This is a genomic window from Anaeromyxobacter dehalogenans 2CP-C (assembly GCF_000013385.1).
Classification (GTDB): Bacteria; Myxococcota; Myxococcia; order Myxococcales; family Anaeromyxobacteraceae; genus Anaeromyxobacter; species Anaeromyxobacter dehalogenans_B.
In genome coordinates this window covers 4026647-4044450 of record NC_007760.1, presented here as the reverse complement: position 1 = coordinate 4044450, position 17804 = coordinate 4026647, and the positions used below count along the sequence as shown (strand labels likewise).

Here is a 17804-nt window from a genome sequence, read left to right as displayed (position 1 = left end):
ATGCAAGGCGCGACGGCGCACGTTCCGTGAGGCGGGGGAGGCCGCCGGAGTTCACGGTGGGCGAGCCTCCCCGGGCCTCCCCTGCAGCCTCGGCTAGGCCGCCCGCCCTGCGTCCTCGTCGTCGCGCGCCCCCGCGTCGGCCGCGGCCGCGGTCGCCGGCGAGCCCCAGGCGATGGGGCGGCGGAACAGCCAGCTCAGCATCCCCGAGATGCGCCAGAACGCGGTGAGCTGGCGCAGGCCGAGGTTCTCGACCAGGACCGCGCCGATGAGCACCGCGAGCTGCTTCGGGCGCTGGTACACGTGGAAGGACTTCTCCTCGAGGAGCAGCGCGTTCGCGGAGAGCAGCGTCGCGACGCCGAGCGCGGCGGCGAAGAACGCGGCGAACGAGCTCCAGGAGATGACGCCGAGCGCCCAGGCCGCGCCGATCACCACGTACCCGGCCACCTCGACGACGGGGCCGAACGCCTCGAAGAAGAGCAGGTTCGGCACGGTGAGCCAGGCGGCGGCGCCGCCGCGGCGGTGGAACAGGAGCTGCCGGTTGCCGGCGATGGCCTCGAGCAGCCCGCGGTGCCAGCGCACGCGCTGCCTGCGGAGCGCGGCGAGCGTGTCGGGGACCTCGGTCCAGCAGATGGGGTCGGGCACGAACGAGATGCGGTACGGGCGGCCGGACAGGCGGTAGAGGCGGTGCAGCCGCAGCACGAGCTCCATGTCCTCGCCGACCGTGTCGGTGCGGTAGCCGCCCGCCTCGATGACGGCGGTGCGGCGGAACATCCCGAACGCGCCGGAGACGTTGGGGAGCGCGTTCACCGGCGCCCAGCCGAGCCGCCCGAACAGGAACGCCCGCAGGTACTCGAGCACCTGTACGCGGGCGATCCAGCCGCGCGGCATCCCGATCTCCTCGACGAACCCGTCCACCACCCGGCAGCCGTTCAGGACGCGGATGGTGCCGCCGCAGGCGATGGTGGTCGGGTCCTCCAGGAACGGCCGGACCACCCGCGCGACGCTGTCGCGCTGCAGCACCGAGTCGCCGTCCACCGCGCAGAACAGCGGGTAGCGGGCGGCGTTGATGCCGGCGTTCATGGCGTCGGCCTTGCCGCCGTTCGACTTGTCGAGCACGCGCACGTTGCGGTGGCGCAGCGAGCGGTACACGCGCCGGACCGGCGTGGAGGGGACCGAGATGCGGTACGCCTCCGGGAAGGGGACCAGCTCGAACTCGCGGGACAGGACCTCGAGCGTCCGGTCGGTGGAGCCGTCGTTCACCACCACGATCTCGAGCTCGGGGTACTCGAGCTGGAGCAGGCACCGGATGGTGCCGGCGATGGTCTCCTCCTCGTTGAACGCCGGGACGATGATGCTCACCGGCGGCTCGAGCCGGGAGAAGAACCGCGGCAGGAGGAGCGAGGCGCGCGCGTCCGCGTCGCGCGCGATGACCCGCAGCGAGACGAGGTTGAGCGCGAGGTACGAGACCGTGAGCGCGATGAAGTAGGCGAGGAACGCCCACTGGACGACCTCGATGAGCCGGAGCAGCGTCACGGCCGCACCTCCGCGAGCGCTTGCCGCACGATGTCCCGCGCGAACCGGTCGCCGGAGGCCTCGGCGAGCGCGAGCACCTCCTGGGCGCTGCCGTACGGCCGGGCGGCGAGGGCCTGCGCGGCGCGGTAGCGAACCCACCACTCGGGATCGCGCAGGAGGGTGGCGAGCAGCTCGCGATCGGCCGGCTCGCCCACCCGTCCCAGCGCGGCGGCCGCCTGCACCCGGACCGACCACGAGGCGTGCCGTGCGGCGCGCCGGACGGGCTCGAGGAGCGCAGGGCTCCGCACCTGGCGCAGCGCCGCGGCGAGCACCTCGGGCTCGTCCGCGCGGTCGAGCAGCGCGGCCACGATGGGCTCGACCCTGCGCGCGTCCACGATGGACGCGAGCGGGAGCAGGCGCACCAGGGCGGGCGCGGGGAGCTCGCGCCAGAGCGCGGCGAAGCCCTCCGACACGCGGGGTGCGCTCGCCTCCCCGAGGACCGTCGCGAACAGCGGCACGGGCCAGTCGCCGCGCCGGGCCAGGCGCGGCAGCAGCTCGGCGGGCGCGCCCTCGGGGTCGATCCGCACCAGCGCGCGGGCGGCCGCGAGGGAGAGATAGGAGCGCGGATCGTCGAGCCAGCGCAGCACCTCGGCGCGGTCCTCGCCGCGGCCGAGGTAGCCGAGGGTGCGGAGCGCCAGCACGCGCCCGAGCGCGTCGTCGCGGCGCAGGCGGGCGCCGGCGAGCGCGCGCGCGCCGAGCGCCTCGCCGACGCGGGCCAGCCGCTCGAGCGGCTCGCCGCGGATGCCGTCGAGGAGCTGGACCCAGAGCAGCAGGAACGCGTCCTCGTCCTCGGGCGGGAGGTCGGGCAGGCGCGGGCTGCCGCCCGCGACCGCCTCGAACAGGATGGGCCGCCAGCGCGCGACGACGGCCTGCCGCCGCGCCTCCGCGCGCGCCAGCCGGCGGCGCATGCCGAGCACGCGCGCGACGAGCGCCGCGCTCACCAGGACGGTGAGCAGGCCGGTCGCCCACGCGGCCCGGACCACCGGCTCAAAAGCTCCGGCGAACGCCAAGGCGCCCTCCCACCCGCGTGTAGAGCTCCCCCTGCCGCTGCGCGGTCAGGTCCCAGGTGAGCGCCCACCGCGCCGAGAACGGGTGGACGCCGGTGACCGCGGCGCCGAGCACGTCCGTCCGGAGCACCTCGCCCGCGCCCAGCGACTCCAGCTCGCGCCCGGCGGCGACGGACACGCCCACCCGGGCGCGCTCGCCGTAGTAGAGGTCGAGCGCGAGCCGCCCGCTGCCGCTCCACGCTCCGTGCAACCCGGCGGCGGTGCCGGACGCGGCCGCGCGCCAGCGCCCGAAGTACCGCTCCAGGCCGAGCGTGGCCAGCGCGACGGTGCTCGCCCCCAGCTCGCCGTCGTAGCGGAGCAGGCGCCCGCCCAGCGAGGCGATCCAGCCGGCGCCGAGGCCGCGCTCCGCGCGCGCGCCCGCCGACCAGCGCGGGAGGAACTCCCAGGTCGGGCTGGCGGAGCCCTCGACGCCGAGCACGACCCCGGCCACCGCCGCCTGGGCCCAGAGCGCCCCCTCCACGTCGTCCTGGCGGAACCGCGAGGCCTCGCGCAGGCTGCCGCCGGCCGCGAGCGCGCGGTCGCGGTCGCCGGTCCAGGCGAGGTCGAGGGCGGAGGTGCGCCAGGCCGGGCGATCGCCGGAGAGCGCCTCGGCGCCCTGGCTCAGCTCGACGGTGGAGGCAGCGGGGACGGCGAGCGGGAGGAGCAGCGCGAGCGTCGCGAGCACGCGCCTCACGGCCGCTCCTTCGCGAGCCGCTTCAGCTCGGTGATCAGCGCGCCCGGGTCGAACGGCTTCTCGAGCCAGGCGTCCACCCGCGCCCCGGCGCCGCCGGCGGAGCGCGTCGCGCCGAGCAGCAGGATCGGCACCTCGCCCCAGCGCGGATCCGCGCGGAGCGCGGTGGCGACCGCGAGGCCGTTGCGGCAGGGGAGCAGCTGATCGAGCACCATGGCGCTCGGCGGCTCGCAGCGCGCCGCGTGCTCCAGCGCGGCCCGGCCGTCGCCCACGATCTCGGGCGCGAACCCCTCGCGCTCGAGCAGGAACGCCAGCAGCCCGGCGATGTTCTCGTCGTCCTCGACCACCGTGATCCGGCGGGGAGGGCGGTGTCCCGCGCGCGTGTCCACGGCGAGGACTCTGCCCGCAGCGCGACCGCCGGGGTATCGCGTGGTCGTGGGGTGCGATGTGGGTGAGTGCCCACATCGAGCAGGAATCGGAACCAGCGAATCCGGGCGCGTAACGTTCGAGTTCGACGCCAACTGTCAGCGCACTCTCGCCGCCTGAGGGCGACGAGTCTGGCCGCGCCGGTCTCGAACCCGGCACGGTCGGCGCGTTCGGATCGAGCCGATCTGCTGGCCACCGCGACTGCACGATTCGATGTCCGAGGGTTGATGCGTCCGGGTGTGGCTGGCGATCGCGACCCTTCCCGCGCCTGATCCTGTCCACTGTTGGTGTAGTATGGTGTCCGGCGGCCGTGCATGTTTACGCTGGGGGGCGTCATGCAGTGTTCCTGCTCTGTCATTGTGTCCGCGATCGCGGGGCTCTTCTTTAGTCTTCCCACGCTCGCAATCGACGTTGGGCCGGAGTTCATGATCCCGGGCGGCTCGCTCGGCTCACTCGGCGAGCCCGCAGCGAACTATCCCAGTCGCTTCTCGGCCGCGCTCTGCGGTGAGCGATACTTGCTCGCATGGGGGGGGAACGATGGCAGCGTGCGCGCTGCGTGGGTGACCCTCGGCGGCGAACTCTTGGACACCTCGCCACTTAAGCTAGCGGACAGGGGTGCCTCGCCTTCGATTGCGTCGAATGGCAGCAACTGCCTTGTAGTCTGGTACGCCCCCGAGACGCTCGGTGTCCTGGGTGTCCGCTTCGCGCTGGATGGCTCTTTGCTCGACGAGGTGCCACTGTCAATCGCCCCGGGGCACTTGAACAACAGCCCACCTCCGTACGACCGGCTGCAAGGGATCTTTCACTTGGATCCGCAGGTGACGAGCGACGGCCGCGACTACCTCGTCAGCTACCGCTTCTTCCAGGCGCAGAGTTGGGGATGGGTAGACACGGTGCGCGTCTCCGGAGGTGACGGACACGTTACCGAAGGTCTCGGCCGATTCGTTCCGATCGTGTTCGAGCCCACATATGGCCGGTGGGCGACCGCGTGGAACGGAAGCCGTTTCCTGCTGGTCGCGTCACAGGGTGGTGGATCGAGTGAGGATGAAGCGTGGCTGAGTGGCGCCGCGCCTGGGGCGTTGAGTCTCTTCGGCGTCGTCTGGTTCATGTGGGGGAGCCCGGTGTCCGTCGCATCAGGCGAGGGTAGCTTCCTAGTGGTGTTCAACGGCGGCGGGATGCGTCCCGATCCGCCTGTGCCAGGCGGGTTGAAGGTGGTGCGTATCTCGAGCGCGGACGTGGCGACCGGGATGCGCTATGGCAGCAACCTTCCAGGTGGCGCGGATAGCATTCCGCTCGATTCAGGGTGCCCCTGGTTCTGCGCGCCGCTCGAGAACGCCACGGCGTACGACGGCCGGCAGTTCGCGGCCGTTTGGTCGAGCGCCGCGGGTGACGTCTTCGGCGCAGTCCTGCCATTGGATGGCCGGCTCGCCCCTCCCGTGAAGGAGTTCCTCTTCGAGGGAAGTCTCAGCACCCTCGCGCTGGCCTCGAGCGGCAGGGGTTCGAGCATCCTGGTGTACACGGTGCCCTCCACTGCGGATCCCGAAACGAACGAGCTTCGCGGCCGCCTGCTACTCACCGACAACACGGCGCCGGTAATCACGGTGCCCGCGCCTATTGCAGCAACTGCGACAACTAGGGACGGTGCCATCGTCGATTTCTCCGCGAGCGCCCAGGACGACTATGCTGGTGCGCTCACGACGACGTGTCTTCCGTCATCCGGTTCCCGGTTCCCGCCTGGGACGACGCGAGTAAGTTGCATGGGGACGGACGTAGCCGGCAACGTGGGCATCGCGTCCTTCGACGTGACCGTGACGTTCGCATGGAGCGGCGTGCTCGCGCCGCTTAGCGCGGATGGCTCCGCGATCTTCAGGTCGGGCCGGATGCTGCCAGTGAAGTTCCGGCTGATCGCCGCGAGCGCCGGCATCACAGACGTGCCCGCCCGCCTGGTGCTCGAGAGTCTTCCGGACGCCGGCGTCAGGCCGACGGAGGGGTCCGCGACGACCGCCGCACGCATGCCCAGCGATGTGTTCAGGTACGACTCCGAGGCCCGGCAATATGTGGTCAACGCACCCGTTGGCGCGGGTACTTGGATTGCGCACATCCTCATGGACGACGGCGTCGAGCGCTCGGTGCAGTTCTCGGTTGTGAGGTAAGCGATCCTTCAGACGCATCGTCCCAAGGAGCGACCTTCGAAGGTTGCCGAAACCATGCACGCTTAGTGATCCCGGCGCCGGCGGCCCTGGTGAAGTCGCGCGGTCGGCGTGGGGCGAGCGGGCGCGTCAGGAACGTACCTCCCCACCGGCGCGCGCACCCCTGTCCGGATGGCCCGGGAGGCTGCACCTACACGGCCCCCAAGCGGTGTAGCCCCTCGGATTGTGAGGGTTTTTGCGACACCGTGGCCTGGACGCGCCGCGTCTTTCGTGTTTGAACCGTGTCCCGTGAAGTAGGGACGTTTGCCGGTCCGGACGTCCCGGAAGCCCCCGTCAGCCACGCTGCTCCAACGGCCCCGGAGAGACCGCTCATGAACAGATCCACCGCCAATGGCCTTCGCGCCCTCACTGCGCTCGGCCTCGCCGCCGCCCTCACCGCCTGCGGCGGCTCGGGTGCGGACGGCCCGGACGCCCAGCTGCCGGGCGTGACGGTCACCCCCGCTGCGGTCGAGGTCGCGCCGGGCGAGCCGGTCGGCTTCGCGGCGACCGTCACCGGCAGCGCCAACGTGGCGGTGACCTGGGCGGTGCAGGAGACGGGCGGTGGGACGATCGACGGCTCCGGAAACTACACGGCGCCGGCCTCCACCGGGACCTTCCACGTGGTCGCGACGAGCGCCGCGGATCCGAGCAAGAGCGGCAGCGCGACCGTGACCGTGGCGACGGCGCCGCCTCCGGGCGGAGGAGGCGGGGGGGCGGGCGTCATCTCGGCCGATCGCATCACCGACTGGCGGCCGGGCATCCTCGCCGACGACCAGCTCGGCCTGCCGCTCGGCGCGGACCGCCTCCCCCAGCGGACCACGGTGTGCGCCACGCTCTCGCCGGGCGCGAACATCCAGGCGGCGATCGACGCGTGTCCCGCGGGGCAGGTGGTCCAGCTCAACGCGGGCACGTTCACGGTCTCCGCCACCGTCACGCTGACGAAGGGCGTGGTGCTGCGCGGCGCCGGCTACCAGGGGGCGCCGGCGGGCACGACCATCGTGAAGACCGGCGGCGGCACCGCGATCGCGATCGGCACCGGTCGCGACTCGACCTGCTACGGCGGGACGGCGTACGGCCTGACCCGCGACGCCGCCAAGGGCTCGACCACGCTGTCGGTGGGGAGCGCGGCCGCGAACTTCGCGCCGGGCGACCTCGCGCTCGTGGACGTGGCGGACGACAGCACGGTGCACCAGGGTGACTGCAGCTACTACAAGCGCGTCAGCGGCCGCTCCGCGAGCCAGCGGGTCGAGGTGAAGGCCGTGGACGCCGCCGCCGGGACGCTCACGCTGACGACGCCGCTGCACTGGACGTTCCGCGCCACGAGCCCGTACGTGGCCCAGGTCACGCGCGCGCCGAGGACCACGGTGAAGTGGGCGGGCGTCGAGCACCTCCGCATCCAGGGCGGCACGAACACCGGGTACAACGGCCAGATGGCGGGCGGCATCGACATCTCCAACGCCGCCTACTGCTGGGTGAAGGACGTCCAGACCGACGGGACCGTCGGAGGCATGCACGTCGCGCTGACCGGCGCCTACCGCTGCGTGGTGCGCGACAGCTACCTGCACCACTCCGCGAACTACGGCTTCGGCGCCGACTGCTACGGGATCGTGCTGCGCTGCGGGACGGCCGACAACCTGGTCGAGAACAACATCGTCCGCTGGATGAACAAGCCCATCCTGTTCAACGCGTCCGGCGGCGGGAACGTCATCGGCTACAACTACGCGGACAACTCCTGGTCGAGCCCGGCGGCGTACCAGGAGGTGAACATCGACAGCCACTGCGCCTTCCCGCACATGGAGCTGATGGAAGGCAACTACGCGCCGCACATGGGCGCGTCCACCACGCACGGCAACGCCGGCTACCTCACCTACTTCCGCAACTACGCGTCGAGCGTGTTCGCGCCGCCGGCCGTGTACGGCTCGACCGCCACGCAGTGGCAGAACGTGGCGTCGCTGCAGTTCGACGGCGGCGACATCGGCATGAACGCGGTGGGCAACGTCCTCGGCACCGCCGGCGTCAGCACCACGTACGAGGGGTACAACATCAACCTGTACAACGTGTTCCAGCTCGGGGCGAACGGCGCAGGGGCCTCCGACGTGGCCACGACCACGCTGTACCGCCACGGCAACTTCGACACGGTGAACAACGCGACCGTGTGGGATCCGGCGAGGACCGACCGGACGCTGCCGGCGTCGCTGTACCTGACGGCGCGTCCGGGCTGGTGGCCCGCGGGCACGCCGTGGCCGTGGACCGGTCCCGACCTGTCGCCGATGATCGGCACGCTGCCCGCGAAGGCGCGCTCCGACGCCAACCCGTAGTCGCGGGCGCGGCATCGCCGCCGTCCGGCCGGCCCGGGACCCCGCAGCGCGGGCTCCCGGGCCGTCGTCGTTCGCGCGCGTGCCGCGTGGTCCGCCGCGCGCTCACCCCTTCCCGATCGGCCGCCCGCTCCGGCACCACTCGCTGAACGAGCCGACGTAGAGCGCCGCGCCGCCGAGGCCGGCCGCGTCCAGCGCGAGCAGCGTGTGACAGGCGGTGACGCCGGACCCGCAGTGGACGACGAGGTGCTCGGGCGGCGTGCCGCCGAGCAGGGCGAGGTAGTTGCGCCGCAGCGCCTCGGGCGCGAGGAAGCGGCCGTCGGGGCCGAGGTTCTCGGCGCAGGGGAGATTCAGGGTGCCGGGGATGCGGCCGGCGACCGGATCGAGCGTCTCCACCTCGCCGCGCCAGCGCTCGCGCGAGCGGACGTCGAGCACCTTCCACGCCGGATCCCCGAGCCGGCGCGCCACCTCGTCGATCGAGAGCGTGGGGAGCGACCAGGCCTGGGCGGGATACGGCGGCAGCGCGGCGACCGCGCCGGGCGCGCTGGTGACCGGCACGCCGGCCTCGCGCGCCGCCGGGTAGCCGCCGTCGAGCACCGCGACCTGCGCGTGCCCGAACGCCCGCAGCATCCACCAGAGGCGCGCGGCCGCGTTCTGTCCGCCGGCCGCGTCGTAGACCACGACGCGCGTGTCCGGGCCGATGCCCCAGGCGCCGAGCTGGGCGGCCCAGGCGGCCGGCTCGGGCAGCGGGTGACGCCCGCCGCGCGCCGGATCGAAGCCCGGCGCCGATGCCGCGCTGAGGTGGACGTTCAGGTCGGCGTGCAGCGCGCCCTGGAGGTGGCCGGCGGCGTAGGCGTCGGGGCCGGGCCGCGCGTCGAGCAGCCGCGCGTCCTGGAGCGAGGTGAGCAGGGCCGGGGCGGCGACGAGCGGGCCGAAGCGCATCCCTTCCCTCTAGCACGGCGCGCGGGCCTCACGAGGCGCTCGCGACGGCCCACCCCGCCCGGCCGCGCGCCGCTCAGCGCAGCGTCGCGTGGTACTCCTGCAGGCTCCGCACGCCCTCCGCGCCTGCGCGCCGCGCCGCGATGCCCTTCGCCGTCATCACCGCGGCCGCGGCGGTGGTGACGTACGGGACCCCGGCGCGGATGGCCGCCTTGCGGATGTACGAGTCGTCGTGGGTGCTCTGCTTGCCGGCGGGGGTGTTGACGAGCAGGCTCACCTCTCCGTTCAGGAGGGCGTCGGCGAGGTTCGGCCGCCCCTCGTGCAGCTTCAGCACCAGCTCGGCCTCGATGCCCTGGCTCGCCAGGTAGTCGCGGGTGCCCCGCGTCGCCTTCACGCGGAAGCCCATGCCGGCGAGCTCGCGGACGGCCTCCACCACCCGCGGCTTGTCGGCCTCCGCCACGGTGACGAGCACGGTCCCGGCGAGCGGGAGCGGCGAGCGGGTGGCCTGCTGCGCCTTGAAGAACGCGAGCCCCGGGCTCCGCGCCAGGCCCAGCACCTCGCCGGTGGAGCGCATCTCGGGCCCGAGCACCGGGTCCACCTCGGGGAACATGTAGAAGGGGAACACCGCCTCCTTCACGCCGAAGTAGCCGGGCTTGCGGCGCTCGAGCTTCAGGTCCCTCAGCCGCATGCCGAGCACCACCTGGGCGGCGATGCGGGCCATGGGGAGGTCGCAGACCTTGCTGACGAGCGGCACGGTCCGGCTGGCGCGCGGGTTCGCCTCGAGCACGTACACGATGCCGTCCGCGATGGCGTACTGGACGTTGATGAGCCCGACCACGCCCAGCTCCAGCGCCAGGCGGCGCGTGTAGTCCTCGATGGTGGCGAGGTGCTCGGGCGCGACGTTCACCGGCGGGATCACGCAGGCGGAGTCGCCGGAGTGCACGCCGGCGAGCTCGATGTGCTCCATCACCGCGGGCACGAACGCCTCGGTCCCGTCGCAGATGGCGTCCGCCTCGGTCTCGACCGCGTCCACCAGGAAGCGGTCCACGTAGAGCGGCCGCTCCGGCGAGACGTCCACCGCCTTGCGCACGTACTCGCGCAGCATCTCCTCGTCGTGCACGACCTCCATGCCGCGCCCGCCGAGCACGTACGACGGCCGGACGATGAGCGGGTAGCCCATGCGCCCCGCCAGCGCGAGCGCCTCGTCGAGGTCGCGCGCCAGGCCGGACTCCGGCTGCGGGATCCCGAGCTTGCGCACCACGGCGCTGAAGCGCTCGCGGTCCTCGGCGAGGTCGATGGTCTCGGGCGAGGTGCCCAGGATGCGGACCCCGGCCTGCTCGAGCTGGCGGGCGATGTTGAGCGGCGTCTGCCCGCCGAACTGCACCATCACGCCGTCCGGGCGCTCCTTGCGGTAGATGGAGAGCACGTCCTCCACCGTGACCGGCTCGAAGTACAGCCGGTCGGCGGTGTCGTAGTCGGTCGAGACCGTCTCCGGGTTGCAGTTCACCATGATCGACTGGTAGCCGGCGTCGCGCAGCGCGAACGCGGTGTGCACGCAGCAGTAGTCGAACTCGATGCCCTGCCCGATGCGGTTCGGGCCGCCGCCCAGCACCATGACCTTCTTCGCGCCGGCCCTCGCCGGCACCGCGTCCGGCGCCCGGTACGTCGAGAAGTAGTAGGCGGCGTCCTGCACGCCGGAGACCGGGACCGCCTCCCAGCCCTCGACCACGCCGAGCGCGGTGCGCCGGTCGCGGACCTCCGCCTCGGAGACCCGGAGCAGCCGCGCCAGGTAGCGGTCGGCGAACCCGTCCTTCTTGGCGCGCACCAGCAGGTCGTCCGGCGGCAGCCGGCCCGCGTGCCGGAGCAGCTCCTCCTCCAGCGCGACGAGCTCCTTCATCTGCTCGAGGAACCAGCGCTTGATGTGCGTGCGCTGCGCGAGCAGGTCGAGGTCGGCGCCCTTGCGGATCGCCTCGTACAGCAGGAACTGCCGCTCGCTGGTGGGCTCGCGCAGCCGCTCCAGCAGCTCCTCCAGCGGCAGCTCGTGGAAGTCCTTCGCGAAGCCCAGGCCGGGCCGGCCGTTCTCGAGCGACCGGATCGCCTTCTGGAAGGCCTCCTTGTAGCTCTTGCCGATCGACATCACCTCGCCGACCGCGCGCATCTGCGTGCCGAGCCGGTCCTGCACGCCCTTGAACTTCTCGAACGCCCAGCGCGAGAACTTCACCACCACGTAGTCGCCGGACGGCGTGTACCGGTCCAGCGTCCCGTCGCGCCAGTACGGGATCTCGTCCAGCGTCAGGCCGGCGGCGAGCATCGACGAGACGAGCGCGATGGGGAACCCGGTCGCCTTGGAGGCGAGCGCGGACGAGCGCGAGGTGCGCGGGTTGATCTCGATGACGATCACGCGGCCGGTGCGCGGGTCGTGCGCGAACTGGACGTTCGTCCCGCCGATCACCTCGATGGCGTCCACGATCCGGTAGGCCTGGTCCTGGAGCCTCGCCTGCAGCTCCGGCGGGATCGTGAGCATGGGCGCCGTGCAGTACGAGTCGCCGGTGTGGACGCCCATCGCGTCCACGTTCTCGATGAAGCAGACGGTGATCTTCCTGCCCTTCGCGTCGCGGACCACCTCGAGCTCGAGCTCCTCCCAGCCGAGCACCGACTCCTCCACCAGCACCTGCGAGACCGGGCTCGCGAGCAGGCCGCGCGCGGCGATCTCCTCCAGCTCCTCGACGTTGTAGGCGAAGCCGCCGCCGGTCCCGCCCATGGTGTACGCGGGCCGCACCACCAGCGGGAACCCGAGGCGCTGGCCGGCGGCCATGGCCTGCTCCAGCGTGGTCGCGATCTCGCTGCGCGCCGTCTCGATCCCGAGGCGCGTCATCGTCTCCTTGAACGTCTCGCGATCCTCGCCGCGCCGGATGGCCTCGAGGTTCACGCCGATGACGCGCACGCCGTACTGGTCGAGGACGCCCTTGCGCGCGAGCTCGGAGGAGAGGTTCAGGCCGGTCTGGCCGCCCAGGTTCGGGAGCAGCGCGTCCGGCCGCTCCTTCTCGATGATCCGGGTGAGCGTCTCGACGTCGAGCGGCTCGACGTAGGTGGCGTCCGCCATGCCCGGGTCCGTCATGATCGTGGCCGGGTTGGAGTTGACGAGGACGATGCGGTAGCCGAGCTTGCGCAGCGCCTTGCACGCCTGCGTGCCGGAGTAGTCGAACTCGCAGGCCTGGCCGATGACGATGGGGCCGGAGCCGATGATCAGGACCTTCTTCACGTCTTCGCGGCGCGGCATCGTGGCTCCGTTGGCGGGGGCGGCGAGGTGGGAGCGAATCATGCCACGACCGCGGCCGCCGCCGGCGGCGCGGCGTGCGGGCGCGCGCTCACCGCTTGGTACGGGGGCGGCTCGACCCGGGGTCCCCCGGGGACCGTGCGACGCCCGGCCGCGGCTGGCCCCGCGCGTCCCGAGGCGTCGGGGATGGCTCCGGATTCCTGGCGGGCGACATTCACGGAGCGTGATCGGCCGCGGACCGTGGGTTGCAGGAGCCGCCGGCCTCGCCCCGGCCACCGGGGCGATCCCTGCCCAGAGGAGCGTGCCAACGTGAGGAAGAGCTTCGGGATCGGCGAGCGTCTTGGGGGCGTGTTCGCCGTGCTGATCGCCATCCTGGGGATCGTCGCCTGGGTCGGGGTGCAGCGGCTCTCGAGCCAGAAGGACGCCATCGACGCGGTGGCGGGCCCGCGCTGGGAGGAGACGGAGCAGGGGGTGAAGGGCCTCGAGCAGATCGGCCGCGAGACGGCGCTGGTCTCGGCGGTGTTCCTCGCCTCCGACGTGGAGTCGGCCCGGGGCGCGGTGCCGGCCGCGGACGCCGCCGATCGCGACGCGGACGCGCTGGTGGACGCGCTCTCGCAGCGGGTGCGCTCGCTCCGGTGCGCGCCGGGCATCGAGGCGATGGGGCAGGTGGCCGCGGCGCGCCGCGCCTTCGCGGCGGCGTTCGAGCGCGCGCACGGTCTCGTCGAGGACGGGCGCATGGAGGAGGCGCGCACGCTGGCCCGGGCCGAGGTCCTGCCGCGGCTCGACGACGTCCACCGGGCCTGGGCCGCGTTCTTCGCCCACGAGGGCGTCCACGTGCGGACCGCCGCGGCGGGCGTGGAGGCGGACTTCGTCTCGGCGCGCACCGTGACGCTGGCGCTCGGGCTCTTCGCGGTGCTCCTGGCGGCGGCGCTGGCGGTGGGGATCACCCGGAGCATCACCGTGCCGCTCCGCGGCGTCATCGGCGCGGCGACGCGGATCGCGGGCGGGGACCTGCGCGACCCGGTGCAGGTCACCTCGGGCGACGAGATCGGTGCGCTCCAGCGCGCCATGCGCGGGATGGGCGAGAAGCTGGCCGAGGTGATCGGCGAGGTCCGCGGCGGCGCGGAGGCGCTCACCGCCGCCTCGGCCCAGGTGGCCTCCACCTCGCAGTCGCTGTCGCAAGGCACCGGAGAGCAGGCGGCGAGCGCCGAGGAGGCCACCGCGTCGCTCGAGGAGATGGGCGCGTCCATCGCGCAGAGCGCGGAGAACGCGCGCCAGACCGGGCAGATGGCGAGCCTGGGGGCGCGCAACACCGACGTGGGCGGCAAGGCGGTGGCCGAGTCGGTCGCGGCCATGCGATCCATCGCCGCGCAGATCTCCATCGTCGAGGAGATCTCCTACCAGACCAACCTGCTCGCGCTGAACGCGGCCATCGAGGCGGCGCGCGCCGGCGAGCACGGCCGGGGCTTCGCGGTGGTGGCCGCCGAGGTGCGCAAGCTCGCGGAGCGCGCGCAGCACGCCGCGAAGGAGATCGGCGAGGTGGCCGGCTCGAGCGTGCAGGTGGCGGAGCGCAGCGGCGAGCTGATCGCCGAGCTGGTGCCCGCCGTCCAGCGGACCGCCGACCTGGTGCAGGAGGTGGCGGCCGCGTCGCAGCAGCAGGCGGTCGGGGTGGCCCAGGTCTCGAAGGCCATGGCGACGGTGGACCAGGTCACCCAGCGGAACGCCTCGGCGGCGGAGGAGCTCTCCGGGACCGCCGAGGAGCTGGCCTCGCAGGCCGAGGCCCTGCTGCAGCTGGTCGCCTTCTTCCAGGTGCGCGACGCCGGGCCGCGCGCGCGCTGAGCCCCCGGGCGGACGCGGTCAGTCCCAGCTCACCTTCCGGATGGGCAGCCCGCGCCCCTCCGGCTCGCCGCCCGCGCCGCCGACCTCGGTGCGGCAGGGGCCCTCGCTCGGCGCCCACAGTGGCCGCTCCTCGCTGCCGTCCGGGTGGAGGGCGTGGCGCGGCGGCAGCTGCTCGGGGGCCACCGCGTGGCCCTCCGCCGGATTCCAGCGCCGGCCGGTCATGGCGCGGCCTCCGTGAACGCCCGCAGGCGGTCCACGAGCTGCCGGTGGGCGTCGCCCTGCACGGCGCGATCGGACATCGGGTAGAGCATGTGCTCCTCCTTCATGTTGTGGACCGACAGGACCTGCGTGAGCCCGCCGACCGCCGCGGCCAGGCCGCCGGCGTCCTCGCGGTGCAGCGACTCGGTGGCCTCGCGCATCCGCTCGCGGATCTGCACGTGCTCCATGCGCATCACCTGCGTCGGGCCGGAGGTCATGCCGGTGGCGCCCTCGAACGTCGGGAACAGGACCTGCTCCTCGGCTTCGATGTGGCGGTCGAGCCCGGACGCGAACTCGGCGAAGCGCCGCCCCGCGTCCCGGTACTCGCCCACCGCGGCGAGCCGCTCCACCTCGGGCAGGATCGCGTCGAGCCGTCGGTGATCGGCCTCGAGGTAGCCGGTCACGGTGTCGGGCGCGCCGCCCGAGGGCGCGGCCGCCTGCCGCCCCGGCGCCTTGCGCACGATCCGGACCTGCCAGGCGGTGGGGCCCTGCTCGACGTACTCGTGCTGCGCCTCGCCGGGCCGGACGAACCGGAACTGCTGCAGGAGCGGCATGGGGTCGTGGTCGTTCACGATCACCATCGACTCGCCGGTGGGCAGGGCGTCGAAGCACTGGAACACGAGGCCGTGCCGCACCTGCGGCGGGAGGGCTCGGAGGTCGATCACGCGGGGCTGCTGGGGCATCGGGTTCGCTCCTGTCGAAATGCGGGGACGGAAGCCCGGACTGCACGGGCCGTGCCCCTCGTGGACCCGGGGCGCCCGGCCTGGAACCGCTGAGCGCCAGGCGTTTCGTCGGCGAGAGGGCAGCCGGCTCCGCCCCCAGCGGGAGCGGGACGTGTTCCACGGCGTCTCGAACTGGAACGCAAGCCGCTCCCTGCCCGGCGTGCCGGCCGGCCCCAGATTGCGCGGATGGACGGCTCCGTGCTGGAGAGGGCGTTCACGCGGGCGGAGGAGGCGCTGCTCTCGCGCACGCTGGTCGGGCGCAGGCTCGCCGCGGACGTGCGCGATGCGGCCGGGCTGGTGGTGTTCGCCGCCGGCGCAGAGATCGATCGCCCGCTCCTCGATCGAGCGCGCGAGCGCGGGCTGCTCGACGAGGTGGCGCGCGCGGCCGAGCCGGGCACGAGCGACACCGAGCTGGAGGAGCTGTTCCTGTGGCTCGCCGAGCGCCGGCGCCCCCGGGGCTGAGCGCCGGCGGCCGGGCGGTGCTGCTCGTGAACGCCTCCGCGCGGAAGGGTGAGTCCTCGCCGGCCGCCGCGCGCGCCGCGCTGGAGGGGGCCGGCGTGGTCCTCGCCGAGGCGCGCGCGATCGAGCCGGGAGCGCTGAGGGAGGCGGTCGAGGCGGCGGTCGCGGCGGGGGCGGCGCGCGTCATCGTGGGCGGCGGGGACGGGTCGCTCGCCGCGGCGGCGTCCGCGCTCGCCGGCACCGGCGCGGCGCTCGGGGTGCTCCCGCTCGGGACCGCGAACGACTTCGCGCGCACGCTGCGCATCCCGGACGACCTCGCGGGCGCGGCGCGGGTGATCGCGCGCGGGCGGGTGCGCCGGGTGGACGTGGGCTGGGCCGGCGGGCGCGCGTTCCTGAACGCGGCCAGCGTGGGCGCGTCGTCCGAGCTGACGCGGCGGCTCGACGACGGCCTCAAGCGGCGCGCCGGGACGCTCGCGTACCCGGTGGCGGGCGCCGCCGCCGCGGGCCAGCCGCCGTTCCGGGCGCGGCTCGAGGTGGACGGGCGAACCGAGGACCTCGACGCGCTGCAGGTGGTGGTGGGGAACGGCAGGTACCACGGCGGCGGCCGGCTCATCGCGCCGCGCGCGCGCGCCGACGACCACCTGCTCGACGTGTACGTGCTCACCGCGGCGTCCTCCCCGGGCGCGCCGCGCCTGCGCGACCGCCTGCGCGACCTCGCCGGCCTCGCGCGCTACGCGCTGCTGCTCCTGCGCGGCCGCCACCTCGAGCACCCGGGCGTGCTCCACGTCCGCGCGACGCGCGCCGCGCTCTGGACCGACCCGCCGCTCGAGATCGACGCGGACGGCGAGCTGGCCGGGTCCACGCCGGCCGAGTTCCGGGTGGCACCCGGGCAGCTCGCGGTGCTCGCGCCGTAGGGACGCGACGCCGCGCCGCTGCGTCCCGCGGTACACGCAACGTGTGGTCGAGGGGACACGCTCCGCCGGTTCTCCCGTGTTCCCTCGACCCTGGCCGCCGGGCGGGGGCGGCCCGGGGCTTGCGATGCCACCTGCGCCATGACCCCGCTCGCCCTGCGCACCGCCGTGGCGTCGCTCCTCCTCGTCCCGCCGCTCGCGTTCCTGCTCGCGTGCGCGCACCGCCCCGCGCCGCCCGGCTGCCCGCCGGTGGACGCGCTGATCCTCGTGGACACCGCCGAGCATCGCCTGGCGCTCTGCGAGGCCGGCGCCGCGGCCGCGGTCTTCCCGGTGGCGCTCGGCAGCGCCGGGACGGAGAAGCGCGCCGAGGGCGATCGCCGGACGCCGCTCGGCGCGTACGCGCTGGGTACGCCGCGGCCCTCCGCCGGCTTCGGCACCTTCATCCCCATCGGCTACCCGACGGCGGAGCAGCGGCGCGCCGGGCGCACCGGCAGCAACGTCGGCATCCACGGGCCGGCGCGGGCGATGCGCTGGGCGGGACGGCTCAACACCTGGGCGGACTGGACCGCCGGCTGCGTGGCGCTCGGGTCCGACCCCGAGGTCGCGGCGGTGGCCGCCTTCGTGGAGCGACGCCGGCCGGGCGTGGTGCTGCGCTGAGGCTCAGCCCGCCACGCCGAGCGTGGCGGCCGTGGTGAACCGGCGCAGCTCCTCGTACGGCAGCGCGCCCGAGACCCGGTCCACCTCCTTGCCGTCGCGGAACACGACGAGCGTGGGGATGGCCTGGATCCCGAAGCGCGCGCCGGCCGCCGGGCTCGCCTCGGTGTCCACCTTCAGCACCACCAGCCGCCCGGCCTGCTCGCGCGCGAGCCGCTCGAGCACCGGCGCGAAGGCGCGGCACGGGGCGCACCACGGCGCCCAGAAGTCCACCAGCACGGGCGCCGGGCTGCTCCCGACCGCGCGCTCCAGCGCCGCGAGGTCGGCGTGGCCCGGGGCGCCGGAGGTGTCGAGGTCCGCCTTGCACTTGCCGCAGACGGGCTGGCGCCCAGGGGTGAGCAGCGCGAGGCGGTTCATCGCGCCGCAGCGGGCGCATCGGTAGATGAGGGGCGCGGCCATGGCCGGAACATGGATCCGCGGCGGACGCTGTCAAACGCACCCCGGGC

15 protein-coding genes are annotated in these 17804 nt (G+C 73.9%); 6 read left to right on the top strand and 9 right to left on the bottom strand.

Annotated elements, in window-relative coordinates:
• Window positions 1-93: 93 nt before the first annotated feature.
• From ADEH_RS18220 to ADEH_RS18205, 4 genes are read right to left on the bottom strand one after another with little or no spacing between them, the layout of a single operon-like run.
• Window positions 94-1533 carry a glycosyltransferase family 2 protein gene (locus ADEH_RS18220; protein ID WP_011422569.1) on the bottom strand — a complete coding sequence of 480 codons (1440 nt, stop codon included), beginning with the start codon at window positions 1531-1533 and terminating at the stop codon, window positions 94-96.
• Window positions 1530-2582 (bottom strand): HEAT repeat domain-containing protein, encoded by a 1053-nt coding sequence (locus tag ADEH_RS18215; RefSeq protein WP_011422568.1) that lies wholly within the window; start codon window positions 2580-2582, stop codon window positions 1530-1532. The genes ADEH_RS18220 and ADEH_RS18215 overlap by 4 nt, the downstream gene beginning before the upstream one ends.
• Window positions 2560-3312, bottom strand: coding sequence for a YaiO family outer membrane beta-barrel protein (locus ADEH_RS18210; RefSeq protein WP_011422567.1), 753 nt, complete (start codon window positions 3310-3312; stop codon window positions 2560-2562). Before ADEH_RS18210 ends, ADEH_RS18215 begins: the two co-directional genes overlap by 23 nt.
• On the bottom strand, window positions 3309-3698 hold the full coding sequence (locus ADEH_RS18205; protein WP_011422566.1) for a response regulator: 390 nt from the start codon (window positions 3696-3698) through the stop codon (window positions 3309-3311). Before ADEH_RS18205 ends, ADEH_RS18210 begins: the two co-directional genes overlap by 4 nt.
• Window positions 3699-4070: 372 nt before the next feature.
• Here ADEH_RS18205 and ADEH_RS18200 point away from each other — a divergent pair, with 372 nt between their 5' ends.
• Together ADEH_RS18200 and ADEH_RS18195 are read left to right on the top strand one after the other, a co-directional pair.
• Window positions 4071-5888 (top strand): HYR domain-containing protein, encoded by a 1818-nt coding sequence (locus ADEH_RS18200; protein ID WP_198133798.1) that lies wholly within the window; start codon window positions 4071-4073, stop codon window positions 5886-5888.
• Window positions 5889-6256: 368 nt separating this feature from the next.
• Window positions 6257-8242, top strand: a complete 1986-nt coding sequence (locus ADEH_RS18195; protein WP_041453675.1) for a hypothetical protein — start codon at window positions 6257-6259, stop codon at window positions 8240-8242.
• A gap of 102 nt (window positions 8243-8344) precedes the next feature.
• Here ADEH_RS18195 and ADEH_RS18190 read toward each other — a convergent pair whose 3' ends face one another.
• Both ADEH_RS18190 and carB read right to left on the bottom strand, forming a co-directional pair.
• A complete protein-coding gene (locus tag ADEH_RS18190) occupies window positions 8345-9181 on the bottom strand; it encodes a sulfurtransferase (protein ID WP_011422563.1) in 837 nt (278 codons plus the stop codon).
• Window positions 9182-9254: 73 nt separating this feature from the next.
• Window positions 9255-12458 (bottom strand): carbamoyl-phosphate synthase large subunit, encoded by a 3204-nt coding sequence (gene carB, locus ADEH_RS18185; RefSeq protein WP_011422562.1) that lies wholly within the window; start codon window positions 12456-12458, stop codon window positions 9255-9257.
• Between the two features lie 306 nt (window positions 12459-12764).
• Between carB and ADEH_RS18180 the strand changes: the two genes are divergently transcribed.
• The gene (locus ADEH_RS18180; protein ID WP_011422561.1) at window positions 12765-14294 is read left to right on the top strand and encodes a methyl-accepting chemotaxis protein; all 1530 of its coding nucleotides are present in this window, start codon (window positions 12765-12767) and stop codon (window positions 14292-14294) included.
• A gap of 18 nt (window positions 14295-14312) precedes the next feature.
• Here ADEH_RS18180 and ADEH_RS18175 read toward each other — a convergent pair whose 3' ends face one another.
• Window positions 14313-14516, bottom strand: coding sequence for a hypothetical protein (locus ADEH_RS18175; RefSeq protein ID WP_041453674.1), 204 nt, complete (start codon window positions 14514-14516; stop codon window positions 14313-14315).
• Window positions 14513-15217: a DUF2249 domain-containing protein gene (locus ADEH_RS18170; RefSeq protein WP_232287327.1), complete on the bottom strand. Its 705-nt coding sequence runs from the start codon at window positions 15215-15217 to the stop codon at window positions 14513-14515. The genes ADEH_RS18175 and ADEH_RS18170 overlap by 4 nt, the downstream gene beginning before the upstream one ends.
• 243 nt (window positions 15218-15460) lie before the next feature.
• On the opposite strand from ADEH_RS18170, the gene ADEH_RS18165 reads away from it, so the two are divergent.
• The 3 genes from ADEH_RS18165 to ADEH_RS18155 all read left to right on the top strand — a co-directional run bounded on the left by ADEH_RS18165 (window position 15461) and on the right by ADEH_RS18155 (window position 17301).
• On the top strand, window positions 15461-15736 hold the full coding sequence (locus ADEH_RS18165; RefSeq protein WP_011422559.1) for a hypothetical protein: 276 nt from the start codon (window positions 15461-15463) through the stop codon (window positions 15734-15736).
• Entirely contained in the window at window positions 15703-16647 is a 945-nt protein-coding gene (locus ADEH_RS18160; RefSeq protein WP_232287326.1) for a lipid kinase, read from the top strand. The genes ADEH_RS18165 and ADEH_RS18160 overlap by 34 nt, the downstream gene beginning before the upstream one ends.
• Before the next feature lie 138 nt (window positions 16648-16785).
• Window positions 16786-17301, top strand: a complete 516-nt coding sequence (locus ADEH_RS18155) for a L,D-transpeptidase family protein (RefSeq protein WP_011422557.1) — start codon at window positions 16786-16788, stop codon at window positions 17299-17301.
• A gap of 3 nt (window positions 17302-17304) precedes the next feature.
• Here the strand turns inward: ADEH_RS18155 and trxC are convergent, their stop codons facing one another.
• Window positions 17305-17757 carry a thioredoxin TrxC gene (gene trxC / locus ADEH_RS18150; RefSeq protein ID WP_011422556.1) on the bottom strand — a complete coding sequence of 151 codons (453 nt, stop codon included), beginning with the start codon at window positions 17755-17757 and terminating at the stop codon, window positions 17305-17307.
• Window positions 17758-17804: the final 47 nt, after the last annotated feature.

Coding starts and splice junctions, on each gene's coding strand:
- ADEH_RS18175 (WP_041453674.1), bottom strand. CDS start 14,516: ATGACCGGCCGGCGCTGGAATCCGGCGGAGGGCCACGCGGTGGCCCCC.
- ADEH_RS18190 (WP_011422563.1), bottom strand. CDS start 9,181: ATGCGCTTCGGCCCGCTCGTCGCCGCCCCGGCCCTGCTCACCTCGCTC.
- ADEH_RS18155 (WP_011422557.1), top strand. CDS start 16,786: ATGACCCCGCTCGCCCTGCGCACCGCCGTGGCGTCGCTCCTCCTCGTC.
- ADEH_RS18200 (WP_198133798.1), top strand. CDS start 4,071: ATGCAGTGTTCCTGCTCTGTCATTGTGTCCGCGATCGCGGGGCTCTTC.
- ADEH_RS18165 (WP_011422559.1), top strand. CDS start 15,461: ATGGACGGCTCCGTGCTGGAGAGGGCGTTCACGCGGGCGGAGGAGGCG.
- carB (WP_011422562.1), bottom strand. CDS start 12,458: ATGCCGCGCCGCGAAGACGTGAAGAAGGTCCTGATCATCGGCTCCGGC.
- trxC (WP_011422556.1), bottom strand. CDS start 17,757: ATGGCCGCGCCCCTCATCTACCGATGCGCCCGCTGCGGCGCGATGAAC.
- ADEH_RS18195 (WP_041453675.1), top strand. CDS start 6,257: ATGAACAGATCCACCGCCAATGGCCTTCGCGCCCTCACTGCGCTCGGC.